Below are 25,420 nucleotides of genomic sequence, written 5' to 3'. Positions count from 1 at the left end.
GCCTCAAGCCACGCTCTTTTTCGCGCCCCGCTTCTGGGCAACCGCCTTCTTGGCCGCCATGGTGGCGACCTTCTCGTCGTGCCGCTTAGCCGCCCGCTCGCATTTGGCGCGGATCTCCTGGACCTCGGCTTCAGTCAGGTGCTCGATGCCGATGAAGGTGTTTTTGGCCGCGCTGACCCGTATCAGCTCATCGAGCTTGGCCTGGATCGCCGCGCCGTCGCGATTCTGGGTGTTCTGGATGAGAAACACCATCAGGAAGGTGATGATTGTCGTCCCGGTGTTGATCACCAGTTGCCAGGTGTCCGAGAACGCGAAGAGTGGCCCGCTTACTCCCCAGACGATGACGATCAAGCAACAGAGTGCGAACGTGGGGGACAGGCCAGCAAGGTGAGCTACCCGGTTGGCGATTTTGGTGAAAAGCTTCTCGATCATGAACTCCCTCAGACAGCGCGGCTCCGTGCGGGCACAAGAGGAAACAACCACCAGCCATTTCAGGTTCCCGCGGGCAAAAAATACAACCGATGCAATTAAATGCACGCGAAGCGCGCATTCGGCACAAAACACACCTTATCGGTTCAATGTCATGGTAGCCGCGCAGGCAAGAGCCTGTTCCTTCCGCTTCACAGCGGTTTACCTCCAGCCCCTTCCGCCGCGCCACCCCCGCATGGCGGAAGGGGTTTCATTCCGGAGAGCGCCAAGAACAGCTCCCTGCGCAGCCGTGACGGCGAGGCCCAAACCGTTCTCCGCGGGAGATTAAACGGCGTCGTTTTCCCAGCGGTCGAGGAAGGCTTCGATCGGCATTGCCTGCATGTCGGGAACCGCCCTGGCGAGTTTCTCGACCGGCCAGTCCCACCAGGCGAGAGCCTCGATGCGTGCCGCTATTTCAGGGGCAAAGCGCAGCCTGATCGGCTTCGCCGGCACGCCGGCGACGATCGTGTAGGATGGCACGTCCCGCGTCACCACCGCATTGGCGCCGATGACCGCGCCATTGCCGATGGCGATGCCAGGCAAGATGACCGCGCCGTGGCCGATCCAGACATCATTGCCGATGGTCACGGCCTTCGACCGCCGCCGCTCGCGGAACGCGGCATCGACGCCCAGCCAGCGGAAATATTCGTTCGGCCGATAGCTGACCTTGTGCTGGGTCAGCCGCTCGATCGGATGTTCCAGCGCGTTGATGCGGCTGTTGGCGGCGATGGAGCAGAATTTGCCGATCGTCGTATAGATCGCCTCGGCATGGCGTTCGAAATAGGAGAAATCGCCGACGATGACCTCGCGCAGCACGACGCGTTCGCCGATCGCGGCGTAGCGGCCAAGCTTGCAGCCCTTCATCTCCGCCGTTGGATGGATGCGCGGCTCGGGGTCTTTCGCTACGAGATCTTCGGAACGGTCCATGCCGGCGGCTTTACGTCAGAGCGATTGGTCCCGCAAGCAGGAGCCGATCATCGTCAGAGTAGCACCAGGAAGAGTTCGCCCGCCTATTTCGGCTTGCTGTTGCTCCACACCACGTTCTGGCCGTAGAGCGGCACCGTCGTAACCGACATCTTGGCCGAGCCGTTCTGCACCTGGCGCGAGTGCGACAGATAAATCAGCGTCTCGTTCTTCTTGTCGTAGATGCGGTTCACCACCTGCTTCTTCCAGATCAGGCTGAGGCCTTGCTTGAACACCTCCTCGCCGCCCTCGCTCATGTCGATGTCGCCGATGGTGATCGGGCCGGTCTGACGGCATGAGATCGAGGAATCGCTTGGATCCTCGAACCAATTGCCCTTGTGCAGGCGGTCGATGACGCTTCGGTCGAAATAGGAGACATGGCAGGTCACGCCATCCACCTTCGGGTCCTTGATCGCGTCGATGATGATGTCGTTGCCGACCCAGTCGACGCCGACCTTGCCGACTTCCTCGGCAACTGCGCTACCGGCGCCAAGCGCAATGAATGCCGCCAACGCGCCGCCGATCAGTTTCCGTCCAGTCAGTTCGAGCCCAATCAGTTCGAGCAAAGAGGCCTCCTCGGTTCGAGTTGCCGGTCTCGGGTGGGGCGGGCTGTGCGGCTTTGCAAGCGGATGCGTCAACACCACAGCGGTTGCGGCAACGCGGCACTTTGCCTGTGCGAGGCTGAACCGCTAAGACTGTGGCCGAACAAGGGGCGCACGGCTTTGGCCCGCCCACCCCATGACATTACAGACGGACTTTTCTGATGATGCGTTCTATCCTGGTTGGCATTCTCGTCCTGATGGCCGCCGGCATCGGCTGGCTGACCTTCGACTGGTATCGCGGCCACTATGGCGGCGAGCCGTTCGGCGCGGCGTTCACCCTGGTCGACCAGAATGGCGCACCGATTACCGAGGCCGCTTTCCGGGGCCAGCCCAGCGTCGTCTTCTTCGGCTTTACCCATTGTCCCGAAGTTTGCCCGACCACGCTGTTCGAACTCTCCGGCTGGCTGAAGACGCTCGGCGACAACGGCAAGGACCTGCATGCCTATTTCGTCTCGATCGATCCGGAGCGCGATACACCGCAGGTCATGAACGCCTATGTCAGCAATTTCTCCGACCGCATCACCGGCATTACCGGCGACCCTGACAAGGTCCATGCCATGGCCAAGGCATTCGGCATCTACTGGAAGAAGGTCGACACCGGCGACGGCGACTACACCATGGACCACACCGCCTCGGTGCTGCTGCTCAACGCCAAGGGCGACTTTGCGGGCACGATCGCCTATGGCGAGAGCGCCGACACCGCCGTGGAGAAGCTGAAGCGCCTCGCCGCGAACGGCTGACCAGAATTCACATGACCCAGACGCGGCTCCACTTCACCACCGGAAAGATCGAGGCGGAGCGCATCTTCGCGGCGCTCGAAACGGCCTTCGAGGATGAAGGCCTGCCGATCGCCGTGCTGGAGGTCGACGAAGACGCCGACATCCATGAGGTCTCGCTCTATGCCGATGGCGACGTCGACGCGGTCGAGGCGCGGCTGAAGGACGTTCTCGCCGGCCTTGCCTTGTCGAGACCGGTCGAGCGCGAGGCGCTGCCCGACATCGACTGGGTGGCACGTTCCCTGGAAGGCCTGAAGCCGGTGCGCGCCGGCCGGTTCTTTGTCCACGGCGCGCACGACAGCAGGAAGCGCCACAGCGGCGAACTCGCCATCGAGATCGAGGCGGGCCTTGCCTTCGGCACCGGTCATCACGGCACCACCGCCGGATGCCTCGAAATGCTGGAGAAAGTCGTGCAGCGCGAGCACCCGCGCAACGCGCTCGACCTCGGCACAGGCAGTGCGGTGCTGGCGATCGCCGTCGCCAAGCTGGCGCATATTCCGGTGCTGGCCACCGACATCGATCCGGTGGCGGTCAAGGTCGCCGCCGCCAATGCGCGGCTGAACCACGTCAAGACGCTCATCGAGACGGTGACCGCGCCGGGCTTTCATCACCCGATCTTCGCCAGGCGCGCGCCCTTCGACCTCATCGTCGCCAACATATTGGCGCGGCCGCTGATGCGGCTCGCGCCGCAAATGGCAGGGCATATCGCGCTTGGCGGCTCGATCGTGCTGTCAGGCATCCTAGACCGCCAGCGCGATGCGGTGGTATCGGCTTATGTCGGCCAGAATTTCCGCCATATCAGCACCTTACACCGCGAAGGCTGGGTGACGATCCACCTCAAGCGCTGAGGCCGGCAAAGCCATTGCCGATCAATGGTTGTCGGCAAGGCACCGCCAAGAGAATGCCGGCGCCGTCCGCTTCAGGCCACGGCTGGACCAGCCCCATTTGGTTGTCAGCCAGGCAATGCTGTAGCAGGTTGCGCCAGCCGGAAATCGATTCCGATTTCCAGGCCCATGCGCTACGGTCAAGCTGATATCAAGAGGCCCATCATGTTCCAGACCTTCGATTCCGCGGGCGATCCGGCAGTCGGCAAGCCACGCGTGGCGCTGCTGCGCCAATGGCTCAGCGACAATGGCCTCGATGGCTTCATCGTTCCGCGCGCCGACGAGCACCAGGGCGAATACGTCGCCGATCGTTCTGCACGGCTGAAATGGCTGACCGGCTTCAGCGGCTCGGCCGGCGTCGCCGTCGTGCTGCGCGACCGCGCCTTCGTCTTTGTCGACGGGCGCTACACGCTGCAGGTACGCAACGAAGTCGACCTCGGCATCTTTTCGATCGAGAGCCTGGTCGACAATCCGCCCGCTGTCTGGCTCGGGGACAACATCGGCAAAGGGGCGCGGCTGGGCTTCGATCCCTGGCTGCACACGATCGGCGAGGTCAAGGCGCTGCAGGCCTCCGCCGATAAGACCGGCGCGGTGCTCGCGCCGCTAGACAAGAACCCGATCGACATCATCTGGAAGGATCAGCCCGCCGCACCCGTGACCCCGGTCGAGCTGCACCCGATCGGCTTTGCCGGCGAGCTCGCCAAGGACAAGCTGGCGCGGCTGGCAACGGCGATCGGCAGGGACGGCGCCACCCATGCGGTGCTGACCGACCCCTCCTCTATCGCCTGGGCCTTCAACATTCGTGGCGGCGACGTCCCGCATACGCCGCTGGCGCTCGGCTTCGCCATTCTCGCCGCCGACGGATCGCACCAACTTTTCATGGAGCGACGCAAGTTCTCGCGTCAGGTGGCGGCCTATCTCACCCAGCTTGCCGATCCGCACGAGCCCGGCGAATTCGAGGCCGCGATCGTGGCGCTTGCCAAAAGCGGCGCGAAAATCGCGCTCGATCCGGTGCTGGCGGCCGACCGTCTGCGCATGCTGGTCGAGGACAATGGCGGCACGGTGATTGCCGCGCCCGATCCCGCTCGTATTCCGCGCGCCACCAAAAACCAGGCCGAGATCAACGGCTCACGCGCCGCGCATCGCCGTGACGGCGCGGCGGTGGCCAAGCTTTTGTGCTGGCTCGACCGGCAGCAGCCCGGCTCCCTCGACGAGATCGCGGTCGTCACCAGGCTCGAAGAGACGCGCCGGCAGACCGGCGAGGAAACCCAGATGCCGCTGCGCGACGTCTCCTTCGACACCATTTCCGGCGCCGGCCCGAACGGCGCCATCATGCATTACCGCGTCTCGCGCGCCACCAGCCGCAGGCTGCAGGCCGGTGAGCTGTTCCTGCTCGATTCCGGCGCGCAATACCAGGATGGCACCACTGACATCACCCGCACCGTACCAATCGGCCAGCCTACCGAGGAGATGCGCGAGCGCTTCACGCTGGTGCTGAAGGGCATGATCGGCATTTCGACGCTGCGCTTCCCCGCCGGCACGCGCGGCTCGGAGATCGATGCCGTCGCCCGCATGGCGTTGTGGAAGCATGGCTGCGACTTCGCCCATGGCACCGGTCATGGCGTCGGCTCGTACCTGGCCGTGCATGAGGGTCCGCAGCGCATCGCCCGCACCGGCACCGAAAAGCTGCTCGAGGGCATGATGCTGTCCAACGAGCCCGGCTACTACAAGGAAGGCGCCTACGGCATCCGCATCGAGAACCTCATCCTGGTGACGCCGGCCGAACAGATCGAGGGCGGCGACATCGCCATGCACGGCTTCGAGACGCTGACGCTCGCCCCGATCGACGTCAGGCTGGTGCGATCGGACCTGCTGACTCGTGACGAACTGCACTGGCTCGACACCTACCACGCCCGCGTGCTGGCCGAGATCGGTCCGATGCTCGACGGCGAAACGCTGGCCTGGCTGGAAAAGGCGACAGCACCGCTGCCGCATGACGCGAAGATTTGAATTTTTGAGGCGCCAAGGGCGATGCGCCCTACCCCACGAACTGCCGTGCCAGGATCAGCACCACCGCCCCGGCCAGAAACATCGCCATCAGCCCTCCACGCAGTGAAACCACCGCCGTGACAACCAGGGCTGCCCATTCGGCCGGTCCGGCATTGAGCAGCTCAGGCGCCACCAGCGTGGTCAACACGGCAGCCGGCACGGCATTGAGACCGGCTTCGACGCGCGGATGGATGTGATCGAAGCGGGAGATGACCAGATGCCCGCCGATGCGGGTGAGATAGGTGGCGATCGCGCCGGCGATGATGATCCAGAATGTCGTGCTCATCGCTTTGCCTCCACGCCGCTGTGACGGGGCGGCAGGATGACGGCGAGCAGCACGCCGGCAATGGCGCCGATCGACACGTGCCAGGGCGAGCCCACAGTCTTGTAGGCGACGATCGACGCGCAGGCACTGGCGACGACCACCGGCAACCACAGCGGGCGCTTGCGAAAGCCCATCACGAGGCCGAGGAAATAAATCGGCAGCAGGAAATCGATGCCCAGCGCATGGGTGTCGGGGATGAGCTTGCCGAACAGCGCGCCGAGCGCGCTTTCAACAATCCAGAACAGATAGACCGGCAGGCCAAGCCCCAGATACCAGGCGAAGCCCACGGTCTGGCCAGATTGCGCCCGCGCCTCGGCGACCGCGAATTGCGGGTCGGTGAGGATGAAATAGCCGAGCGCTTGGCTGATGACAGGCCAGTGCGCGATGCGCCGTCCAATGCCGGCGGAATAGAGCACGTGGCGGAAATTGACGGCGAAGATCGAGAGCACGACCAGCCACGGCGCGACATGCTGGCCGAACAGCTGGATGCCGACCATCTGGCTGGCGCCGCCATAGACCAGCGCGCTCATCAGGAAGGCTTCGAGGACCGAGAAGCCATTGTCGACGGCGAGCGCGCCGAACAGCACGGCGAACGGCGCCGACGCCACCACGACCGGCATGGAGAGCCGCACGCCCTGCCAGAAATCGCTTTTGCCGCCGCTCTCAGAAATCAAGTCCGTCGCCATCGGCCACTCCTGATGCATGTCGCCCAAAACTGCGTACGGTTTTGGGACAGCGACATGCACGACAACAAAGGGAGTGGCGGTATTTAGGTGGCATGGCTTGCCGTGTCACACGAATTCGCTTGAGCCAAACGATCAGCGGAAATGATCGTCGACGCTTGCGTGGAAGCTCAGTCCTTCGCGGTCTTGCCCTCGATCGCCCTGCCCCAGTCGAGCAGCGGCTTGGCGCGCAAGGTGAAATCGACAAGTTCCTCGACCAGTTCCGGCCCGTGGATACCAGCCGGATCGATCGCGTGGCGGACGGCGAAATGCCGGTTGCGGATGGCATCGACAAGATCCTTGTCGGCGACCTCTTCGAAGCCGCGCGGCGTGCGTTTCATGCCGCCTTCGGCATTGAGTTCAAGGCCATTTTTCCTCAGCGCCGCCACCACGGCGCGAAACGTATCGGGATGGCTCGCGATGGCCTTGCGCATGGCCGTCAGCAGTTCCGGCGCCGGCTGCCACCAGGCGACGCCAGCAAAGCAGCGCTCAAGCCCGATATGGACGAAGAACACGCCCTGCTCCATCTTGGTGCCGTCCGGCGACAGGATAGCCGACAGATGTCGGTTATAGGGTCGCTTGTCCTTGGCGAAGCGCACGTCGCGGTTGATGCGGAACAGCGACTTCTTGCGATCGCCGCGCAGACCGAGGCCGGCTTCCGCAAAACGCTGCGTAAGCGTGTCGACGAGATCGCCCAGCGGGTCGCGCAATTCCTTTTCGAACAAGTCGCGATTCTCCAGGAACCACTCGCGACTCTGGTGGAAATCCAATGCCTTCAGGAACGGAATTGCCTTGGAGCCGAACCCCTTGAACGCTTCGCCCGTCACGACTTGCCGACCCGCTGCAGCCAGGTGTCCTCGTCGATGACTTCGACGCCGAGTTCGCTGGCAAGCTTGAGCTTGGAGCCCGCACCCGGTCCCGCCACCAGCAGATCGGTCTTGGCCGAAACCGAGCCGGCCACCTTGGCGCCGAGACGCTCGGCCATTGCCTTGGCTTCGGAGCGCGTCATCTTTTCCAGCGAGCCGGTAAAGACGATCGTCTTGCCGGCGACCTCGCTGTCGGCCGAGACGGTGACGATATACGGCTTCGGTTTGACCTGCTCCAGCAGCTTCTCGAGCACGTCGTCATTGCGCTCATTGCCGAAGAAATCGCGCAGCGCATCGATCACCGTATCGCCAATGCCGTTGATCGATGGGAAGACGGCATGCGGATCCTCCGCCGCCGCCGTCTCCTTGCCGACGCGGATCAACTCCTCGATGGTTGAAAATGTCCGGGCCAAGACGGCAGCCGTTGTCTCGCCGATATGGCGGATGCCGAGCGCGAAAATGAAGCGGTCGAGCTCCGGCTCTCGGCGCGAATCGATGGCCGCGAACAGCTTGTCGAGCCCGTCATAGTTGCGGTCCTCAACGCTGCGCACGTTCTTGCGGGTCTTGCCGGACGCTGCCTCGCGCTGCCTGGCCTGCTCCTCGCGCCGCTCGGCCAGCGCCTTGGTCACGGCGGGCCGGCGCTCCCTGAGCGTGAAGATATCGGCGGCGGTCTTGATCAACCCGGCATTGAAGAAAGTATCGATGTTCTCCGCGCCCAGCCCCTCGATATCCAGGGCGCCGCGCGACACGAAGTGGCGCAGCCCTTCCACTGCTTGCGCCGGGCAGATCAATTCGCCGGTACAACGGCGCCGTGAATCCTCCTTGCCGGTCTTCTCGTTGATCTCGCGTGTCGCCGGCGAACCGCAGATCGGGCAGGTGTGCGGGAATTCGTATGGCACGGCATTGGGCGGACGCTTGTCGATGACGACACTGACGATCTGCGGGATGACATCCCCTGCCCGCTGGATCACGACAGTGTCGCCGATGCGCACGTCGATACCGTCGCGGATCGGCTGGCCGGTGCTGTCCAGGCCCTTGATATAGTCCTCATTGTGCAGTGTGACGTTTTCCACCACCACGCCGCCGACCGTAACCGGCGCCAGCCGCGCCACCGGCGCCAGCGTGCCGGTCCGGCCGACCTGGATGTCTATCCTCTGCACGGTCGTCATCGCCTGTTCGGCCGGGAATTTGTGCGCGACGGCCCAGCGCGGCTCACCGGTGACGAAGCCCCAGCGGCGCTGCAACTCCAGCTGGTCGACCTTGTAGACGACGCCGTCTATGTCATAGCCGAGCGACGAGCGCTGCTCCTCGATCCGATGATAATGCGCGACCAGTTCCTCGACCGATTTCGCCCGCACCATCAGCGGACTGATCTTGAAACCCCAATCGGCGAATTTCTGCACCGCTTCGTACTGCGTTGGTGCAGGATCCGCCGTCGTATAACCCCACGCATAGGCAAAGAATTTGAGATTGCGGCTGGCGGTGACGGATGGATCCTTCTGGCGCAGTGACCCGGCCGCCGTATTGCGCGGATTGACGTAATCCTGGCCACCGACAGCCGCCGAGCGCGCCTTGAGCGCCTCGAATTCCGCATAGGTCATGTAGACCTCGCCGCGTATCTCAATGATCTCGGGCCAGCCCGAACCTTTCAGCCTTGCTGGGATGTCGGCGATGGTCCTGAGATTGGCGGTGATGTCCTCGCCGACGGCGCCGTCGCCGCGCGTCGCCCCCTGCACGAACACGCCCTTTTCGTAACGCAACGACGCCGACAGCCCGTCGATCTTCGGTTCGGCGGTGAAGGCGATGTCGAGATCCTTGTCGCGGTCGAAGAAGCGCCGGCCGCGCTCGATGAAATCGGCAACGTCAGCGTCGGTATAGGCCTTGGCGAGGCTGAGCATCGGCACGGCATGGCGCACCTTGGTGAAGCCTTCCGCCGGTGCGGCACCCACCCTGAGCGAGGGCGAATCGTCACGCACCAGGCCGGGAAAGCGCTCCTCGATGGCAAGATTGCGCCGCCGCAGCGCATCATACTCCGCGTCCGTGATCGTAGGCGCGTCCTCGGCATGGTAGCGCCGGTCGTGACCGGCGATCTCCTCGGCAAGGCGCTGGAGTTCGGCTTCAGCCTCGCTCTCGCTGAGCGAATCGACAGGTTTTTCGGCCATGCTTTTTGTCCCCGAACGGTGGCGCGTCACCATAGAGCATGATCCCGAAAGGTGGGAACCGGTTTTCGGAAAAGATCATTCCTGAACAGCAGGATGGAGCCATATCCTGACTCGCCCCATGACGCCGGATAGTCTCACGCCGCGTTTGTATTCTCGCGCAGCAGCCGCTCGGCGGCGGCGCGCGCCTCGTCGGTGATCGTGGCACCGGCTAGCATGCGGGCGATCTCCTCCTGCCGCGCCGTCCTGTCCATCTCGGCAATCCCTGTCGCGACCCGGTCGGTGCTGCCCGATTTGGAGATCAGGAAATGTGTTGCCGCGCGCGCCGCAACTTGCGGAGCGTGGGTGACGGAAAGCACCTGGACGCGCTTCGACAGCCGCGCCAGCCGCTGGCCGATGGCGTCGGCCACCGCGCCGCCCACGCCGGTGTCGATTTCATCGAAAACCAGTGTCGGCGCCGAACCACGATCGGCCAGCGCCACTTTCAGCGCGAGCAGGAAGCGTGACAGCTCACCGCCGGACGCGACCTTCATCATCGGCCCGGGCCGCGTGCCGGGATTGGTGCGCACCCAGAACTCGATCTGGTCGATGCCCTCCTCCATGCGGCTCTCGGCCTCGCTCTTCATCTCGACGATGAAGGCCGCGCGTTCGAGCTTCAGCGCCGGCAGTTCGGCCATCACAGCCTTGGTCAGACCGACCGCCGCGGCATGGCGAAGCGAGGAGAGCTGTACGGCGGCGATGTCGTAGGTTTCGCGCGCGGCGGCCGCCTGCTTTTCCAGGCCGTGCAGGCGCTCCTCGCCGGCATCGAGATCGGCGAGATCGGCAACCATCGTGTCGCGCAGCTGCGCCAGATCGTCGACGGCGACGCTGTGCTTGCGCGACGCCGCGCGCAGCGCAAACAGCCGCTCTTCCGCTTTTTCCAGCCGTTGCGGATCATATTCGGTGGCCCGAAGCGCGGCCTCGACGCCCGATTGCGCCGCATCGAGCGACAACATCGCTTCATCCAGCGACTTGACCACGTCCTCGAGCAATCCGGGCGCCTCCGTCGCCTTGCGCTGCAACCGCCTCAGCAAGCTGGCCAGTTGCGGCAAGGGCGAGGACGGACCCGACAGCACATCCTGGGCGTCGTGGATTTCGGAAGCGATCTTCTCGGCGCGCATCATGTGGGCGCGCAGCTCCGCAAGTTCGGTCTCCTCGCCGGGCTGCGGGTCGAGCTTGGTCAGTTCGGCAACCGCGGCGCGCAGATAATCGGCCTCGCGCGCGGCGGCCGCCACCTTGGCGCGATGGCGCGTCAGCTCCTGCTCGCAGGCGCGCCAGTGCCGCCATGCCTCGCCGGTCGAGCGGACGGCACCCAGATGGCCGCCGAAAGCATCAAGCACATCGCGGTGTGCGCCGGGATCGACCAAAGCGCGTTCATCATGCTGGCCGTGGATCTCGACCAGTGCGCGGCCGACATCGCGCATCAGCGTCACACTGGACGGCTGGTCGTTGACGAACACACGGGTACGGCCGTCCGCCGTCTGCACGCGGCGCAGGATGACGTCGCCATCGTCCTCGATGGCGTTTTCGGCGAGCAGCGCGCGCACCGGATGGTTGCGCGGAACATCAAACACGGCGATGACCTGGCCCTGCGATGCGCCATGGCGCACCAGCGAGGCATCGCCGCGCGCGCCGAGCGCCAGCGACAGGGCGTCGAGCAGGATGGATTTGCCGGCGCCGGTTTCGCCGGTCAGCACGGAAAGACCCGGCTGGAAGTCGATGTCCAGCTTTTCGATCAGGACGATATCTCGGATCGACAGTCTGGAAAGCATGAGAAACCGGACCTATTGCATGCCGCCCAAAAGTGGACCCGGTTTCGGGATAACGACAGGCACGAAACAAAAATTTAAGGCGGCACCCGACAGTTGGAGTCGCAGCGCCGCACTATCTTTTTGTTTGAGCTTCGGATCAATCCGAAAAAGCGCGCTGCGCGCTTCGCTCGGAGGTCAGGCGCCGGTAATCAGCTTCCCGGCCTTGGATATCCACGATCCGGCATTCTCGCGCGGTGCCAGCCCGTTACTCTGCAGCAGCTTGTAGGAATCCTTGTACCACGAGCTGTCGGGATAGTTGGTACCGAGCACCGCGGCGGCCGTCTGGGCCTCCGAGGTCAATCCCATCGCGTAATAGCTTTCGGTCAGGCGCGCGAGCGCTTCCTCGACATGGCGGGTATTAGAATAGTTTTCGACCACGGTGCGGAAGCGCTTGACGGCGGCGATGTACTCGCGGCGCTCCAGATAATAGCGCCCGATCTGCATTTCCTTGCCGGCGAGCTGGTCGTTGGCGAAGCGGATCTTTTCCTTGGCATCGTCTACATATTCCGACGTCGGCCAGCGCGTCACCAGGTCTTGCATGGTCTGCAGGGTCTGGCGTGCTTCCTTCTGGTCCTGCGTCACGTCCTTGATCTGGCGATAGTAGCTGAGACCAATGATGTACTGGGCGTAGGCGGCGTCATCCGTGGACGGATAAAGAGCCAGGTACCGCTTTGCCGACTGGATCGCGTCGTCGTAGCTGCCCTTTCGATAGTCGGCGAACGCGCCCATCACCATCGATTTGCGCGCCCACTCCGAATAGGGATGCTGGCGGTCGACGGCGTCGAATTTCTTGCTCGCCTCGTCCAGGCGTCCCGCATTCATGTTGGCGAGGCCCTGATTGTAGAGAACGTCGGCCGGCTCGGTCTGGTCGACATAGGTCGACAGGTCGATATCTTTCTCCGACGACATACAGGCCGACAGAAAGAGCGATGGAACAACCACCGAAAGCGCCAGGAAAACGGACCGCTGCGGCGCTTTCGATTGACCGACTCGCTTGAAGAACATGATTGGATTGCGCCCTTTCGGCGTTATTTCAATGCCTCTTGCATGCTGTTGTCCCAAAACTGATCCCCACTTTTGAGCGACATGCACTAATAGACGGCAGCAGCCTTAAACCATAACCGCCTTGCCCGGCAACGCTATGTCCAGCCAATCGCACATTTTTGTGGCGGCGGACCGTGGCGTGAAAATCTATGCAATTTCGCTGATGGATGATGCATTCATGCAACACCCATGCCCCATGGAATCCGAAAAAGATTAAGAAAATCAGATCATCCAGGGCGCATAGAGCGGCGCGTTGACGGCGTTCATCTCGGCGGCCCGGCCACGCTCCCGGCGTGTCGTCTCGACGATCTCGAAGGCCGTGCGGTCCGACAGCAGGCGCCGCAGCGCGGCGGCGTTCAGCCTGTGACCGCCGCGATAGGAGCGGAAACAGCCGATGAAGCGCGCACCGGCCAGCGCCAGGTCGCCCATGGCGTCGAGCGTCTTGTGGCGCACGAATTCGTTGGGATAGCGCAGGCCGCCCATATTGATGACGCGGTTGTCATCACCGATCACCACGGAATTTTCCAGCGAGGATCCCAGCGCATAACCGGCGGCCCACAGCCGCTCGACGTCCTTCATGAAGCCGAAGGTGCGGGCCCGCGCGATGTCGCGGCGGAAAATATCGGCGTTGATGTCCGATGCGAAGAGCTGACGGCCGATCGCCGGGCTTTCGAAATCGATCTCGACCTCGAAACGGGTACCGTCATAAGGCCTGAACTCCGCCCAAGAGGCGCCGTTCTCGATGCGGACCGGCTTGACCACCCTGATATAGCGCCGCTTGACGGCCAACACCTCGATGCCGGCCTGGTCGATGGCTTCGACGAACGCCATGGCGCTGCCATCAAGGATTGGAACCTCGTGGCCGTCGACCTCGATGACGACATTGTCGATGCCGAGCCCGAACAGGGCCGCCATGATGTGCTCGACCGTGGCGATGTGCTCACCCGAGGGATCGCCGAGCATTGTGCAAAGGTCGGTGGCGCCGATCTCGGAAAACAGGGCGCGGAACTCACGGCCCTGCCCATCGCCATTAAGGAGCTGGAACACGATGCCGGTATCGGCATCCGCGGGCAGGAAACTGATGGAAACTTCTTTGCCGCTGTGAACGCCGGTGCCTGTAAGCGACGCGCGCGTCTTCACTGTCGTCTGGTGGTCGTGCAAGACAATCCCCATGAGCCCGTAATGCCTAGGTCCGCTTCTCCAGCCCGAGGGCGCGGCTCTTGTTAAATCGGCAGGCAGGGCCCCTTCCCCCGAAATCCCGGCATACCGACTATGGTAGGCAGCGAAGATAATGTCCCGGCAAGGAGACTCCAAATCACGGTTTCTTACTCTTTGTAACCCCGAACTGGAACATGTACGGCGCCATAACCAATTGATTATACGGCATTTTAAACGTTAACAGCCAAGCAATTCCTTGCCTGCCTGTTAACAATTGTTACAGTCCGTTAACGACTCAGTTGGCCTGGCGGCGCAGGAACGCCGGAATCTCCAACTGATCGTCGTCCTGAGTCGCCCTGGTCTGCGGCGTCAGGCGGCCCTGATCGTCCAGCTGACCGCGGCGCGGCGCGTAGAGCTGCGCGTCCTGGCTGGCGAGGCGGCGCACTTCCGGTGCGGCCTGGCGCAGTTTGGGCTCGCGCGGTTGCGCCGGCTGCAGCCGTGCAGGTTCCTCTTCGCGACGGGTCAGGCCATTGGTCAGACGCTTCAGGAGACCCATCGGGCCGCTGTTCTCATGGTCCACCGGACGGCTCTTGGCGTCGACCTCGGCCTTCACGACCGGCGGAAAGTCCTCGACGCGCGGCATGCGCTGCGGCGCCATCGCGACCGGCTGCTGGACCTCACGCAGTATTTCGCGCGGCTGCGGAGCCGGCTGCATCATCTGCTGGACGACCGGCTGCACCATCGGCTGCGGCTGTGCGGGCGGCGCCTGGAAGATCTTGCTCTGCGGGCGGAAATCGTCCGCATGGGCGACCGGAGCCGGACGAGCCTGCGCCATGGCCGCGGCATTCGCTTCGGCCAACTGGATGGCTTCGGCAACCGGATCGGCGGCGCGCGGCTCGTAAGCAGCCTGCTGGACCGGTGCCGGGCGGCTTTCCATCGGGGCGACGGCCGGCCGGGCAGCCGGCTTCGGCGGAGCGGTGCGGATCGAAATCGGCGCGGCGGCGATTTCAGCCGCCGACTTGTCGATGCCTGTGGCGACCACCGAGACGCGGATGACGCCTTCGAGTTCCTCGTCGAAAGTGGCGCCCAGGATGATGTTGGCGTCCTGGTCGACTTCCTCGCGGATGCGGGTCGCGGCTTCGTCGACTTCGAACAGGGTCAGGTCGCGGCCGCCGGTGATCGAGATCAGCAGGCCCTTGGCGCCCTTCATCGAGGTCTCGTCGAGCAGCGGGTTGGCGATCGCGGCTTCCGCCGCGGCCATCGCACGGCCCTCGCCCGAAGCCTCGCCGGTGCCCATCATCGCCTTGCCCATCTCGCGCATCACCGAACGCACATCGGCGAAGTCGAGGTTGATCAGGCCTTCCTTGACCATCAGGTCGGTGATGCAGGCGACACCGGAGTAGAGCACCTGGTCGGCCATCGCGAAGGCGTCGGCGAAGGTGGTCTTGTCATTGGCCAGCCGGAACAGGTTCTGGTTGGGGATGACGATCAAGGTGTCGACGCATTTCTGCAACTCCTCGATGCCGAAGTCGGCCGTTTTCATGCGGCGCTGGCCTTCGAAGTGGAACGGCTTGGTGACGACGCCGACGGTCAGGATGCCCTTCTCGCGGGCCGCGCGGGCAACAACCGGAGCAGCACCCGTACCGGTGCCGCCGCCCATGCCGGCGGTTACGAAGCACATGTGGGTGTTGGTGAGATGGTCAAGGATCTCGTCGATGCACTCTTCCGCCGCGGCGCGGCCGACTTCCGGCTGCGATCCGGCACCGAGCCCCTCGGTGACATGCGCGCCAAGCTGGATCAGCCGGGAGGCCTTCGACATGGTCAGCGCCTGCGCGTCGGTGTTGGCCACGACGAACTCGACACCGCGCAGTCCGGCGGTGATCATGTTGTTCACGGCATTGCCGCCGCCGCCGCCGACACCGAACACGGTGATGCGCGGCTTGAGCTCGGTGATGTCCGGCTTCTGCAGATTGATGGTCATTGTCTCCGTCCTTTGCCTTTCACGCCGCTTCGCCGCCGCGGCCGCCTATGGGGCTGTCCCCGTCAATTAGAAACTGTCTCTCAACCACTGACTCATGCGATGCAGTTTTCCACCAGTTCCGGTCATCCTGAGACCGGAAATGCCTTTCGCCGGATGGCTCTCGAAGCTCGCCATCTGCGGATAGATCAGAAGCCCGACAGCGGCCGAGAAAGCAGGGCCTTTCGCCGCTTCGGGCAAGCCCGCCACGCCGAGCGGGCGACCGATGCGTACATTGCGCCCCAGGATGCGGCGCGCCGCCTCCGGCAGGCCGGCCAGTTGGCTGGCGCCGCCGGTGAGCACGACGCGCTTGCCGACCGCATTGCCGTAGCCGGACTTGTTCAACCGGTCGCGCAGGAGTTCGAGCGTCTCGTCGATGCGGGCGCGCACGATGCGCGTCATCACCGAACGCGGAATCTGCAGCGGCACGTCGCCATCGTCGCCGATCGGCTGGATCGAAACCAGGTCGCGATCGTCGGCACTGCCCGGCAGCGCCGAGCCGTGCATCACCTTCAGCCGTTCGGCGGCATCGAGCGAGGTCGAAAGTCCCTTGGCCATGTCGAGCGTGACATGGTTGCCGCCGATGGCAATGGCGTCGCCATGAACGAACTTGCCTTCCGAAAACACCGAGATCGTCGTCGTGCCGCCGCCCATGTCGATGCAGGCGGCTCCGAGTTCCAGCTCGTCGTCGACGAGTGCCGCCAGCCCGCTGGCATAGGGCGTCGCCACCATGCGCTCGACCGACAGGTGCGAGCGATTGATGGAAAGCTCCAAATTGCGCATCGGTGCCGCGTCACCGGTCAGCACATGCATGTCGACCCCAAGCGTGTCACCGACCATGCCGCGCGGATCGCGCACGCCGCGTTCGGCATCCAGCGAGAAGCCGACGGGCAGCGAATGGACCACCTCGCGTTCAGCCTTCAGTGCCTGCTTGGCGCCGGCGCCGAGCACGCGCTTGATGTCGGCCTCGTCGGCCTCGTGGCCGCCAAGGTTGATGGTGGCCGAGAAGCTTTCGCTCTTCAGCCGTCCGGCGGTCATGTTGACGATCAGCGAATCGACCGTCAGCCCGGCCATGCGCTCGGCGGCGTCGACGGACAGGCGGATAGCATGCTCGGCACGGTCGAGATCGACGATGACGCCCGACTTCACGCCTTGCGATTTCTGGTGACCGATACCGATGACCTGGATGCGGTGCGAGCGGCCACGCAACAGCTTGCCGTCATCGTTCGGCTTGAGCTTGGCCACCATGCAGCAGACCTTGTTCGAGCCGACGTCCAGCACTGTCAATGTGCCCGACCGGCGCGACGAGGCATCGCCAGAACCGCCAAGCCAGCTCATATCTTCGTCTCCGGCTTGCGCTTGAGGGTCTTTGGTTTCTCGTTGAGCGCGGCTTCGCGCTGCGTCGCCGCCTGTGGCGTCAGCTCCACGACCAGCCGGTCCGTCAGGCGCATGTCGACAGCGGCGATGTCGCGCGACAACAGGCCCCTGTCATGGTCCATCTTGACGAGTTCGGCGAGCGCCTGATCCTCGTCATCCTCGGGCAGCTTGATGGTGATGCCGTTGTCCAGCTTCAGGTCCCAGCGCCGCTCGCCGACGCGGACATAGCCTTTGATGCGGCTGGCAAGGTCGGGATACTGTTCGATCCTGGCCAGGAAATCAGGCGCCTTGGCGGGCGCGCCGGTACCGATCAACAGCGGCAGGAGCACCTGCTTGCCGCCCGAGAACGGCGCGATGACAGCGCCATCCTTTTCGATGACGGAGAGGTCGTTGCCCTGCTGCCAGAGCGCGAAAGCCGCGCGCTCTTCGACGCGCACTTCGAGCGTATGCGGATAGACCTTGCGCACCGCGGCGACCTGGATCCACGGCAAGGTCGCGATGCGCTCCCGCGCGGCCTCGGCATCGAAGCCGATCAGCGAAGTCCAGCCATCGAGTTCAAGCCTGTCGAGAATGTCGATCTCTGAAGTCTGACGGTTGCCGACCACCTTGACCTGATCGACGGCAAAGCCGGTGCGGGCGGTGATGCTTTGAATGATGCCGTCGGCATGACCGCCGAGGTAGGCGCCATAGGCCCCGCTCGAAGCCAGCAGCACCGACGACATGATCGCGACGGAGAACCGCGGCGCCTGGAATTCACCATCACCAAGGCGCGTCAGGATGCGCACCGGGCGGCGAAGCACGCGCGGCAGGACGAAATGGTCCAACGACAACGGCAAGCCGAACAGCGACGGCCCGGCCGCGCCCCTCACCTTGCCCTGCCCCCATTTCAACGCAGACACGAAGCGTCCTCCACCATCCAACTCAACAGTTCACCAAACGAATGCCCGGCATGGGCGGCAATTTCAGGCACCAGAGACGTCGGCGTCATGCCCGGCTGAGTGTTGACCTCGAGCCATACAACCTCGCCATTTTCGGAGTGACGATCGTCATAACGGAAGTCCGACCGGGAAACGCCCCGACAGCCGACAGCTTGGTGAGCCTTGAGCGCCAGTGTCTGTATTTTTTGGTAAATATTCGGTGAAACTTTTGCGGGGCATTCGTGTTTTGATCCGCCCGCGACATATTTTGAATCATAGTCGTAGAAGGAATGGCCCGTCGGGATGATCTCGCAGACGCCAAGCGCCACATCGCCCATGACGGCGCAGGTCAGCTCGCGCCCATGGATGTAGCGTTCGACCATGACGGTATCGCCATATTTCCACTCGGACGACCCGATCACCTGCGGTGGGTGCGACTGCCCCTCCGACACGATGACGACGCCGAAGCTCGATCCTTCGCTGACCGGCTTGACCACGTAGGGCGGCTTCATCGGGTGCTTGTTCTGGATAGAGAAGCGATTGGCGACCTTCGATTCGGCAACGGGAACGCCGACCGATTTGACGATCTTCTTCGCCTGTTCCTTGTTCATGGCAAGCGCCGAGGCGAGCACGCCGGAATGGGTGTAGGGAATGCCGAGATATTCAAGGATACCCTGGATGGTACCGTCCTCGCCAAAGGGTCCATGCAGCGCATTGAAGGCGACGTCGGGCTTGAGCTCGGCAAGCACCGAGCCGACATCGCGCCCGACATCGACACGAGTGACCTGATACCCCTCCTGGTCCAGCGCATCGGCACAGGCTTTTCCGGAAGACAAGGACACGGGCCGCTCGGACGAGAAACCTCCCAGCAATACGGCCACATGCTTGTTTTTCATTCCCCGTCATCCCCTCTCACGGCGGACCAAAATCCAAGATTTCCGCAACATTGAGTCCGAGTCTCCCGGCAGGTTCCCCCCCCCAGACGGAAAACGCGGGTAACGCGTCGAACGACTCAAATCAGGAAACGCTTTAGGGCAGAGAATCAGAGAGTTGATTCACTGGCAAGTACTTATGATTCCGAGAGATTCACTTTCTGAGAAAATGGATGCGAAAACCGTGTCGCTGAGTCTTTGCAGCAACGATTTCACGGCATTTCGATCCCGTTGAAGTTCACGCATCACGTGAACTTCAAGATGCGCTAAAGGAGCTGGCCGAGGAACTCCTGCACGGCATGCCCGGAGCGGAAATCGCCGATGCGCTTGATCTCCCACTGCAACCGGATGCCGGAATGCTCGAGCACCCGCGCGCGTACCGTCTCGCCGAGATATTCGAGGTCGTAGCCGGTCGCGGTTCCGGTGTTGATCATGAAGTTGCAGTGCATCGGCGACATCTGCGCGCCGCCGATCATCAGGCCGCGGCAACCCGCCTTGTCGATTTCCTTCCAGGCCGAGGTGCCTTCCGGATTCTTGAAGGTCGAGCCGCCGGTCTTCTCGCGGATCGGCTGCACCGTCTCGCGATGGTTCTGCACCGCATCCATCGCCGTCTTGATCACCGCTTTCTCCTCGGCAAAGCCTTCGAAAACGGCCGAGGTGAAGATCAACCCGGACGGTGCCGCCGAATGGCGATAGGCATAGCCCATCTCGGCATTGCTCAGCGTCTGGACATTGCCCTTGCGGTCGAGCGCCCGCACCTCGACGACGCGCTCGCGCGTCTCGACGCCATTGGCGCCGGCATTCATCCTGAGCGCCCCGCCAATGGCGCCCGGAATGCCGTGATAGAAATGGAAGCCGCCAATGCCGGCCTCGAGCGCCACCGCCGCGATACGCTTGTCGGGCGTGGCGGCACCTGCCTTGATCCTGATCGGGGAAATGACTTCTGGCTCGCCAAAGCCCTTCGCGGAAAGCCTGACGACAAAACCCGGAATGCCGCCGTCGCGGACCAGAAGGTTCGAACCGACGCCGACGATCATCAAGGGAATCTCTTCGGGAACCGCCCTGAGGAACGCCGCAAGGTCCTCCTCGTCCGCCGGCTGGAACAGCGCCTCGGCAAGGCCGCCTGCGCGGAACCAGGTGATCTTGTCCATCTCGGCGTTCGGCGTGATGCGACCGCGCAGGCCGGCCAGCCGGTCGCCAAGTCTGTCGATCAGGGCCTGGCCGTTCATCATGAGGCGGCAAGCTCCTTCGGCAAGGCATAGGCCCATTGGGTGATATTGCCGGCGCCCAGGAAGACGACGAAGTCGCCGGGCTTGGCGATGTCGCGGATGACAGGCGCGATATCCGCCGGCCCTTCGATGTAGCGGGCATCACGATGGCCACCGGCGCGGATGCGCGACACCAGCGCGTCCGAGGTCACGCCGTCGATCGGCTCTTCGCCGGCGGCGTAGACCGGGGCGACCATCACCGTGTCGGCATCGTTGAAGCAGGCGGAGAACTCGTTGAACAGATCGTGCAGCCGGGTGAAGCGGTGCGGCTGGGCGATGGCGATGACGCGCCCGTTGGTGGCGCTGCGCGCCGCCTTCAGCACCGCCGAGATCTCGACCGGGTGGTGGCCGTAGTCGTCGAACACGTCGACACCATTCCAGGAACCGGTATGCGTGAAGCGGCGCTTGACGCCGGCGAAGGACGACAGACCCTTCTTGATCGCCTCGGCGGAGAGGCCGAGTTCGTGCGCGACCGCGATCGCGGCCGTCGCGTTGGACACATTGTGGTGACCAGGCATCGGCAGGCGCAGGCCCGCTATCGTTGTCTGGCCGCGCCCCTTGCGGTCGCGGATGATGACATCGAACTCCGAGGTCGCCCCCGCCATGCGGTGGTTGGTGAAGCGCACGTCGGCCTGTGCGTTCTCGCCATAGGTGATGACGCGCCGGTCCTCGATGCGGCCGACCAGCGCCTGCACTTCCGGGTGATCGGTGCACATCACGCCGAAGCCATAGAAAGGCACGTTCTCGACGAACTGGCGGAACGCTTCGCGCACATTGTCGAAATTGCCATAATGATCGAGATGCTCGGGATCGATGTTGGTGACGACCGCGATGTCGGCTGGCAGCTTGAGGAAGGTGCCGTCGCTTTCGTCGGCTTCGACCACCATCCACTCGCCGTCGCCCATGCGCGCATTGGTGCCATAGGCATTGATGATGCCGCCATTGATGACGGTCGGGTCGAGCCCACCGGCTTCAAGCAGTGTCGCCACCATCGAGGTCGTCGTCGTCTTGCCATGCGTGCCGCCGATGGCAACAGCCTGGCGGAAACGCATCAGCTCGGCAAGCATCTCGGCGCGGCGCACGATCGGCAACAGCTTTTCACGCGCCGCCTTCAGTTCGGGATTCGACTTCTTGATCGCGGTCGAGACGACGATGACCTCGGCGTCACCGAGATTCTCGGCCTTGTGGCCGACGAAGCATTCGATGCCCTTGTCGCGCAGCCGCTGCACATTGGCGCTGTCGGCCTGGTCGGACCCTTGCACCTTGTAGCCGAGATTGTGCAGCACCTCGGCGATGCCGCTCATGCCGATACCGCCAATGCCGATGAAATGCACGAGGCCAATGGTCTGCGGCATCTTCATGGGTGCGTTCCCTTCCTGAAATCCGATACTGTTTTGCGGGACGCAATAGCCTCTGTGAGGTCGGCGAGCAACCGTGCCGCGTCGGGCCTGCCGACCGACTTGGCAGCTGCAGCCATCGTCGCTAGCCGCTCCGGTTGGTCCATCAGGGCACCGAGCAGTGCCGCGATACGCTCGGACGAAAGCGACGATTGCACATGCACTTCGCCGCCGCCGGCGGCAGCGAGCGCTGCCGCATTCGCTGCCTGGTCGTGGTCGAGCGCAAAGGGATAGGGGACCAGCAGCGCCGGCCGGCCGATAACGGCGATCTCCGAGACAGTCGAGGCGCCGGAACGCGAGATCACCAGATGCGCCGCCGCAATGCGCGCCGCCATGTCGGTAAAAAACGGCGAGACCTCGACGGCGACGCCGAGCACGGCATAGGCCGCCTTCACCCGCGCCACGTCGTCCGCGCGAGCTTGTTGAGTAATGACAAGGCGTCTGCGCTGTGCATCGGAAAGCAGCGCGACTGCCCCCGGCATCGCATCGGAAAAGAATTGCGCGCCCTGGCTGCCGCCGAACACCAGCAGGCGGAAAGGCTCATCCCCGGTTGAAGCCACGTAAGGTGTCCTGGCTGCTTCGAGCACAGCCGGCCTGACCGGATTGCCGGTCGTCACCGTCTTGGCGCCGGCCGCACTCTCATCCTGCGGCAGGAAGCCGCCGGCTATCGCATCGACACGGCCCGACAGCGCCCGGTTGGCGCGCCCCATCACCGCGTTCTGCTCATGGATCAGCGTCGGAACCTTGCGCCGCGTCGCCGCATAGAGCGGCGGCAAGGTCGGATAGCCGCCAAAGCCCACGACGGCCTCCGGCTTGATCCTGCCGATGATGGCGGAGGCCTGACGCACGCCGCTCCAGATTTTCCAGAAGGCGCCAAGTAGGGTGAAGGGATTTTTCGAGCCTAACGTCGCCGACTGGATCGGGTGGACGGCCGCCGCCGGGAAATGGGCGGCAAACCGCTCGGCCCGGGTGTCGGTCGCCAGATGCACCGCCCAGCCGCGCTCGATCAGTTCGTGCGCCAGCGCTTCGGCTGGAAACAGATGTCCGCCGGTTCCACCCGCCGCGAGAAGGATAACGCCTCTGGCCATGTCACTCCGCCGGCATGGCGCGCTGCGGCAGCGCAAAGCCCATCTGCTTGCGCTTTTCCGGCCGCTTGCGTGTCAGCGCCAGCACCATGCCCATCGATATGGCGATGGCGATCTGCGAGGAGCCGCCATAGGAGATGAAGGGCAGCGTCATGCCCTTGGCCGGCACCAGTTGCAGGTTGACGCACATGTTGATGACGGCCTGCAAGCCGAACACGGTGACCAGACCACCGACGGCATAGCGGGTGAAGTCGTCATGCTCCTTGAGCGCCGTGTTGAGACCGCGCAGCACGATGAAGGCGAAGATCGACATGATGAAGAAGCACATGATCAGCCCGAACTCCTCGCCCGCGACCGAGAAGACGAAGTCGGCATGGCTGTCGGGGATGACCCGCTTGACGGTGCCCTCGCCCGGCCCGACGCCGAACCAGCCGCCATTGATCAGCGCATCGCGGCCCATGTCGACCTGGAACGTGTCGCCTTCGCCGGTGAGGAACTTGTCGATGCGCAGCGCGACGTGCGGAAACACCGTATAGGCGGCGAAGACGCCGCCGACGCCGGCGGCTCCCAGCACGATGATCCAAAGCCATGGCAGTCCCGCCATGAAGAACATAATGCCCCAGGTGCCGGTGGTCAGCATGGTCTGACCAAGGTCCGGCTGCGCTACCAGCAGCGACACGACCAGCACCAGGAGCAGCATGGCGAACAGATTGCCCGGAATGTCGGGCTGGCGCTTGTGTTCGGCGAACAGCCAGGCGCACATGATGACGAAGGCCGGTTTGAGGAATTCCGAAGGCTGGATCGACAGGCCGGCGAGCGATACCCAGCGGCGCGCGCCCTTCACCTCGACGCCGACATAGAGCACCGCCACCATCAGCACCAGCATGAGGCACAGCATGATCAGCGACATGCGCCGGATCTGCCTGGAATCGAGGAAGGAGACCGCCAGCATCACGCCGAGCGCAGGCACGGTGAAGATGATCTGTCGGGTGGCGAAATGGAAACTGTCGAGGCCGATGCGTTCGGCGACCGCGGGGCTTGCCGCGAAGGACAACACGATGCCGAGCCCCATCAGCGACAGGAACGCCGCCAGGAACCAGCGATCGATGGTCCACCACCAGGTTGCGACCGGACTTTTGTCGAGACGGCTCTGCATTATCGTGCCCCTCCGATGGGTTTGACACCATCTATAGCGCTCGCAGCTTGCCTGAAGGCTTCGCCGCGGACCTCGAAATTCTTGAACTGGTCGAAACTGGCGCAGGCCGGCGACAACAGCACCACTGCCTCGCCGCTGTCGTCTTTGGCCGCGTCATGCGCGGCATGCTCGACCGCGGCGGCCAGCGTGCCCGAGATCTCGTAGGGCACGGCCTCGCCGAGCGTCGCAGAAAAGGCGGGTGCGGCCTCGCCGATCAGATAGGCCTTGGCGATGCGCGGGAAGAAGCCGCGCAGCGGCTCGATGCCACCTTCCTTCGGCAGGCCGCCGGCGATCCAGTAGATGCGGCTGAAGCTGGACAGCGCGGGTGCCGCGGCATCGGCATTGGTCGCCTTGGAATCGTTGACGAACAGCACATGGTCCTTGCGGCCAACCTGCTCCATGCGATGGGCGAGACCCGGAAAGCTTTCCAGTCCGGACTGGATCTCGCCGAGGTCGAGCCCGACCTTGAGGCAGGCGGCGACGGCGGCTAGAGCGTTCTGCGCATTGTGCTGGCCGCGCAGCGAGCCGATGCCTTCGAGGAAGGCGACCCGGCTGTAGCGGCCATGCACGGCTTCCATCATGTTGGTGCCGTCGGCGAAATAGCCGTCGGTCAGCGGCAGACGCTTGGAAATGCGGATAACCTGCCGCCCTGCCCGCTCCAGCCGATCGGCGATCTGCGCGCACCAGGAATCGTCGATGCCGATGATCGCCGTCTCGCTGCCTGCCACCAGCCGCTCCTTGATCGAGGCGTAGTGCTGCATGGTGCCGTGGCGGTCGAGATGGTCGGGCGTCAGATTGAGCAGGATACCGGCCGTCGGATTGATCGAGGGCGCAAGGTCGATCTGGTAGGACGAGCATTCGACCACGTAGTGGCGATCGGGCTTCGGCGGATCGAGCGTCATCACCGCGCGGCCGATATTGCCGCCCATCTGCGTGTCGCGTCCGGAGGCCTTGAGAATATGCGCCGTCAGCGCGGTCGTTGTCGACTTGCCGTTGGTGCCGGTGATGGCGATGAAGGGAGCATCCGGCGAACGCTGCGTCCGCTCCCTGCAGAACAACTCGATATCGCCGATGACCTCGACGCCCGCCCCGCGCGCCAATTCCACGGTCCAGTGCGGCTTGGGATGGGTCAGCGGCACGCCGGGCGACAGCACGAAGGCGGAAAACCCAGCCCAGTCGGCGCCACGCAGATCGCCAGTGGCGATACCGGTGGCGGCCGCCTTGGCGATACTATCGGGATTGTCGTCCCAGGCCAGCACCTCAGCGCCGCCCTCGATCAGCGCGCGCGCCGTGGCGATCCCCGAGCCGCCGAGCCCGAAGAGCGAAACACGCTTGCCTGCGAAGGATGCGGCGGGGATCAAACGGT

General features: G+C 63.9%; 22 protein-coding genes. 3 read left to right on the top strand and 19 right to left on the bottom strand.

Annotated elements, in window-relative coordinates; all coding sequences use genetic code 11:
* Window positions 1–3: 3 nt before the first annotated feature.
* The 3 genes from M653_RS0101350 to M653_RS0101340 form a co-directional block, all read right to left on the bottom strand.
* A complete protein-coding gene (locus tag M653_RS0101350; protein WP_027141666.1) occupies window positions 4–432 on the bottom strand; it encodes a low affinity iron permease family protein in 429 nt (142 codons plus the stop codon).
* 321 nt (window positions 433–753) lie between these two features.
* The gene (locus tag M653_RS0101345) at window positions 754–1,395 is read right to left on the bottom strand and encodes a DapH/DapD/GlmU-related protein (RefSeq protein WP_027141665.1); all 642 of its coding nucleotides are present in this window, start codon (window positions 1,393–1,395) and stop codon (window positions 754–756) included.
* 83 nt (window positions 1,396–1,478) lie between these two features.
* Window positions 1,479–1,997, bottom strand: a complete 519-nt coding sequence (locus M653_RS0101340; RefSeq protein ID WP_084636345.1) for a CreA family protein — start codon at window positions 1,995–1,997, stop codon at window positions 1,479–1,481.
* 197 nt (window positions 1,998–2,194) lie between these two features.
* On the opposite strand from M653_RS0101340, the gene M653_RS0101335 reads away from it, so the two are divergent.
* From M653_RS0101335 to M653_RS0101325, 3 genes are all read left to right on the top strand, one after another.
* Entirely contained in the window at window positions 2,195–2,773 is a 579-nt protein-coding gene (locus tag M653_RS0101335; protein WP_027141663.1) for an SCO family protein, read from the top strand.
* Between the two features lie 11 nt (window positions 2,774–2,784).
* Window positions 2,785–3,657 carry a 50S ribosomal protein L11 methyltransferase gene (locus tag M653_RS0101330; protein WP_027141662.1) on the top strand — a complete coding sequence of 291 codons (873 nt, stop codon included), beginning with the start codon at window positions 2,785–2,787 and terminating at the stop codon, window positions 3,655–3,657.
* Between the two features lie 201 nt (window positions 3,658–3,858).
* Entirely contained in the window at window positions 3,859–5,703 is a 1,845-nt protein-coding gene (locus tag M653_RS0101325) for an aminopeptidase P family protein (RefSeq protein WP_032934902.1), read from the top strand.
* Window positions 5,704–5,731: 28 nt separating this feature from the next.
* Here M653_RS0101325 and M653_RS0101320 read toward each other — a convergent pair whose 3' ends face one another.
* From M653_RS0101320 to murD, 16 genes are all read right to left on the bottom strand, one after another.
* On the bottom strand, window positions 5,732–6,028 hold the full coding sequence (locus tag M653_RS0101320) for an AzlD family protein (protein ID WP_027141660.1): 297 nt from the start codon (window positions 6,026–6,028) through the stop codon (window positions 5,732–5,734).
* Complete coding sequence (locus M653_RS0101315; RefSeq protein ID WP_027141659.1) at window positions 6,025–6,753, bottom strand: AzlC family ABC transporter permease; 729 nt, start codon at window positions 6,751–6,753, stop codon at window positions 6,025–6,027. Before M653_RS0101315 ends, M653_RS0101320 begins: the two co-directional genes overlap by 4 nt.
* Before the next feature lie 167 nt (window positions 6,754–6,920).
* Window positions 6,921–7,616 carry a TIGR02453 family protein gene (locus M653_RS0101310; RefSeq protein WP_027141658.1) on the bottom strand — a complete coding sequence of 232 codons (696 nt, stop codon included), beginning with the start codon at window positions 7,614–7,616 and terminating at the stop codon, window positions 6,921–6,923.
* Window positions 7,613–9,817 carry an NAD-dependent DNA ligase LigA gene (gene ligA / locus M653_RS0101305; protein ID WP_027141657.1) on the bottom strand — a complete coding sequence of 735 codons (2,205 nt, stop codon included), beginning with the start codon at window positions 9,815–9,817 and terminating at the stop codon, window positions 7,613–7,615. Before ligA ends, M653_RS0101310 begins: the two co-directional genes overlap by 4 nt.
* Window positions 9,818–9,951: 134 nt before the next feature.
* Window positions 9,952–11,625, bottom strand: a complete 1,674-nt coding sequence (gene recN / locus M653_RS0101300; protein WP_027141656.1) for a DNA repair protein RecN — start codon at window positions 11,623–11,625, stop codon at window positions 9,952–9,954.
* 174 nt (window positions 11,626–11,799) lie between these two features.
* Window positions 11,800–12,669 carry an outer membrane protein assembly factor BamD gene (locus M653_RS0101295; protein ID WP_027141655.1) on the bottom strand — a complete coding sequence of 290 codons (870 nt, stop codon included), beginning with the start codon at window positions 12,667–12,669 and terminating at the stop codon, window positions 11,800–11,802.
* A gap of 261 nt (window positions 12,670–12,930) precedes the next feature.
* Window positions 12,931–13,881 carry a UDP-3-O-acyl-N-acetylglucosamine deacetylase gene (gene lpxC, locus M653_RS0101285; protein ID WP_027141654.1) on the bottom strand — a complete coding sequence of 317 codons (951 nt, stop codon included), beginning with the start codon at window positions 13,879–13,881 and terminating at the stop codon, window positions 12,931–12,933.
* 280 nt (window positions 13,882–14,161) lie between these two features.
* Complete coding sequence (gene ftsZ / locus M653_RS0101280; protein WP_027141653.1) at window positions 14,162–15,847, bottom strand: cell division protein FtsZ; 1,686 nt, start codon at window positions 15,845–15,847, stop codon at window positions 14,162–14,164.
* A gap of 66 nt (window positions 15,848–15,913) precedes the next feature.
* Entirely contained in the window at window positions 15,914–17,221 is a 1,308-nt protein-coding gene (gene ftsA / locus M653_RS0101275; protein WP_015317215.1) for a cell division protein FtsA, read from the bottom strand.
* A complete protein-coding gene (locus tag M653_RS0101270; RefSeq protein WP_027141652.1) occupies window positions 17,218–18,159 on the bottom strand; it encodes a cell division protein FtsQ/DivIB in 942 nt (313 codons plus the stop codon). The genes ftsA and M653_RS0101270 overlap by 4 nt, the downstream gene beginning before the upstream one ends.
* Window positions 18,147–19,073: a D-alanine--D-alanine ligase gene (locus M653_RS0101265; protein ID WP_027141651.1), complete on the bottom strand. Its 927-nt coding sequence runs from the start codon at window positions 19,071–19,073 to the stop codon at window positions 18,147–18,149. The genes M653_RS0101270 and M653_RS0101265 overlap by 13 nt, the downstream gene beginning before the upstream one ends.
* A gap of 302 nt (window positions 19,074–19,375) precedes the next feature.
* A complete protein-coding gene (gene murB / locus M653_RS0101260; protein ID WP_027141650.1) occupies window positions 19,376–20,341 on the bottom strand; it encodes a UDP-N-acetylmuramate dehydrogenase in 966 nt (321 codons plus the stop codon).
* Entirely contained in the window at window positions 20,338–21,738 is a 1,401-nt protein-coding gene (murC, locus tag M653_RS0101255) for a UDP-N-acetylmuramate--L-alanine ligase (protein WP_027141649.1), read from the bottom strand. Before murC ends, murB begins: the two co-directional genes overlap by 4 nt.
* Window positions 21,735–22,862 carry an undecaprenyldiphospho-muramoylpentapeptide beta-N-acetylglucosaminyltransferase gene (gene murG, locus M653_RS0101250; protein ID WP_027141648.1) on the bottom strand — a complete coding sequence of 376 codons (1,128 nt, stop codon included), beginning with the start codon at window positions 22,860–22,862 and terminating at the stop codon, window positions 21,735–21,737. Before murG ends, murC begins: the two co-directional genes overlap by 4 nt.
* Before the next feature lies 1 nt (window position 22,863).
* On the bottom strand, window positions 22,864–24,015 hold the full coding sequence (gene ftsW / locus M653_RS0101245; RefSeq protein ID WP_027051103.1) for a putative lipid II flippase FtsW: 1,152 nt from the start codon (window positions 24,013–24,015) through the stop codon (window positions 22,864–22,866).
* Window positions 24,015–25,415, bottom strand: coding sequence for a UDP-N-acetylmuramoyl-L-alanine--D-glutamate ligase (gene murD / locus M653_RS0101240; protein WP_027141647.1), 1,401 nt, complete (start codon window positions 25,413–25,415; stop codon window positions 24,015–24,017). Before murD ends, ftsW begins: the two co-directional genes overlap by 1 nt.
* Between the last annotated feature and the right edge of the window lie 5 nt (window positions 25,416–25,420).

It is taken from the genome of Mesorhizobium sp. WSM3626 (genome assembly GCF_000513935.1).
GTDB lineage: Bacteria > Pseudomonadota > Alphaproteobacteria > Rhizobiales > Rhizobiaceae > Mesorhizobium > Mesorhizobium salmacidum.
Note: the sequence above shows the minus strand (reverse complement) of the source record. Positions and strands in the feature narration are given on the sequence as shown.

Bases quoted from the DNA above. Each gene is read 5' to 3' on its own strand.
- M653_RS0101350 (WP_027141666.1), bottom strand. From the start codon at position 432: ATGATCGAGAAGCTTTTCACCAAAATCGCCAACCGGGTAGCTCACCTT.
- M653_RS0101345 (WP_027141665.1), bottom strand. From the start codon at position 1,395: ATGGACCGTTCCGAAGATCTCGTAGCGAAAGACCCCGAGCCGCGCATC.
- M653_RS0101335 (WP_027141663.1), top strand. From the start codon at position 2,195: ATGATGCGTTCTATCCTGGTTGGCATTCTCGTCCTGATGGCCGCCGGC.
- M653_RS0101330 (WP_027141662.1), top strand. From the start codon at position 2,785: ATGACCCAGACGCGGCTCCACTTCACCACCGGAAAGATCGAGGCGGAG.
- M653_RS0101325 (WP_032934902.1), top strand. From the start codon at position 3,859: ATGTTCCAGACCTTCGATTCCGCGGGCGATCCGGCAGTCGGCAAGCCA.
- M653_RS0101320 (WP_027141660.1), bottom strand. From the start codon at position 6,028: ATGAGCACGACATTCTGGATCATCATCGCCGGCGCGATCGCCACCTAT.
- M653_RS0101315 (WP_027141659.1), bottom strand. From the start codon at position 6,753: ATGGCGACGGACTTGATTTCTGAGAGCGGCGGCAAAAGCGATTTCTGG.
- ligA (WP_027141657.1), bottom strand. From the start codon at position 9,817: ATGGCCGAAAAACCTGTCGATTCGCTCAGCGAGAGCGAGGCTGAAGCC.
- recN (WP_027141656.1), bottom strand. From the start codon at position 11,625: ATGCTTTCCAGACTGTCGATCCGAGATATCGTCCTGATCGAAAAGCTG.
- M653_RS0101295 (WP_027141655.1), bottom strand. From the start codon at position 12,669: ATGTTCTTCAAGCGAGTCGGTCAATCGAAAGCGCCGCAGCGGTCCGTT.
- lpxC (WP_027141654.1), bottom strand. From the start codon at position 13,881: ATGGGGATTGTCTTGCACGACCACCAGACGACAGTGAAGACGCGCGCG.
- ftsZ (WP_027141653.1), bottom strand. From the start codon at position 15,847: ATGACCATCAATCTGCAGAAGCCGGACATCACCGAGCTCAAGCCGCGC.
- ftsA (WP_015317215.1), bottom strand. From the start codon at position 17,221: ATGAGCTGGCTTGGCGGTTCTGGCGATGCCTCGTCGCGCCGGTCGGGC.
- M653_RS0101265 (WP_027141651.1), bottom strand. From the start codon at position 19,073: ATGAAAAACAAGCATGTGGCCGTATTGCTGGGAGGTTTCTCGTCCGAG.
- murB (WP_027141650.1), bottom strand. From the start codon at position 20,341: ATGATGAACGGCCAGGCCCTGATCGACAGACTTGGCGACCGGCTGGCC.
- murC (WP_027141649.1), bottom strand. From the start codon at position 21,738: ATGAAGATGCCGCAGACCATTGGCCTCGTGCATTTCATCGGCATTGGC.
- murG (WP_027141648.1), bottom strand. From the start codon at position 22,862: ATGGCCAGAGGCGTTATCCTTCTCGCGGCGGGTGGAACCGGCGGACAT.
- ftsW (WP_027051103.1), bottom strand. From the start codon at position 24,015: ATGCAGAGCCGTCTCGACAAAAGTCCGGTCGCAACCTGGTGGTGGACC.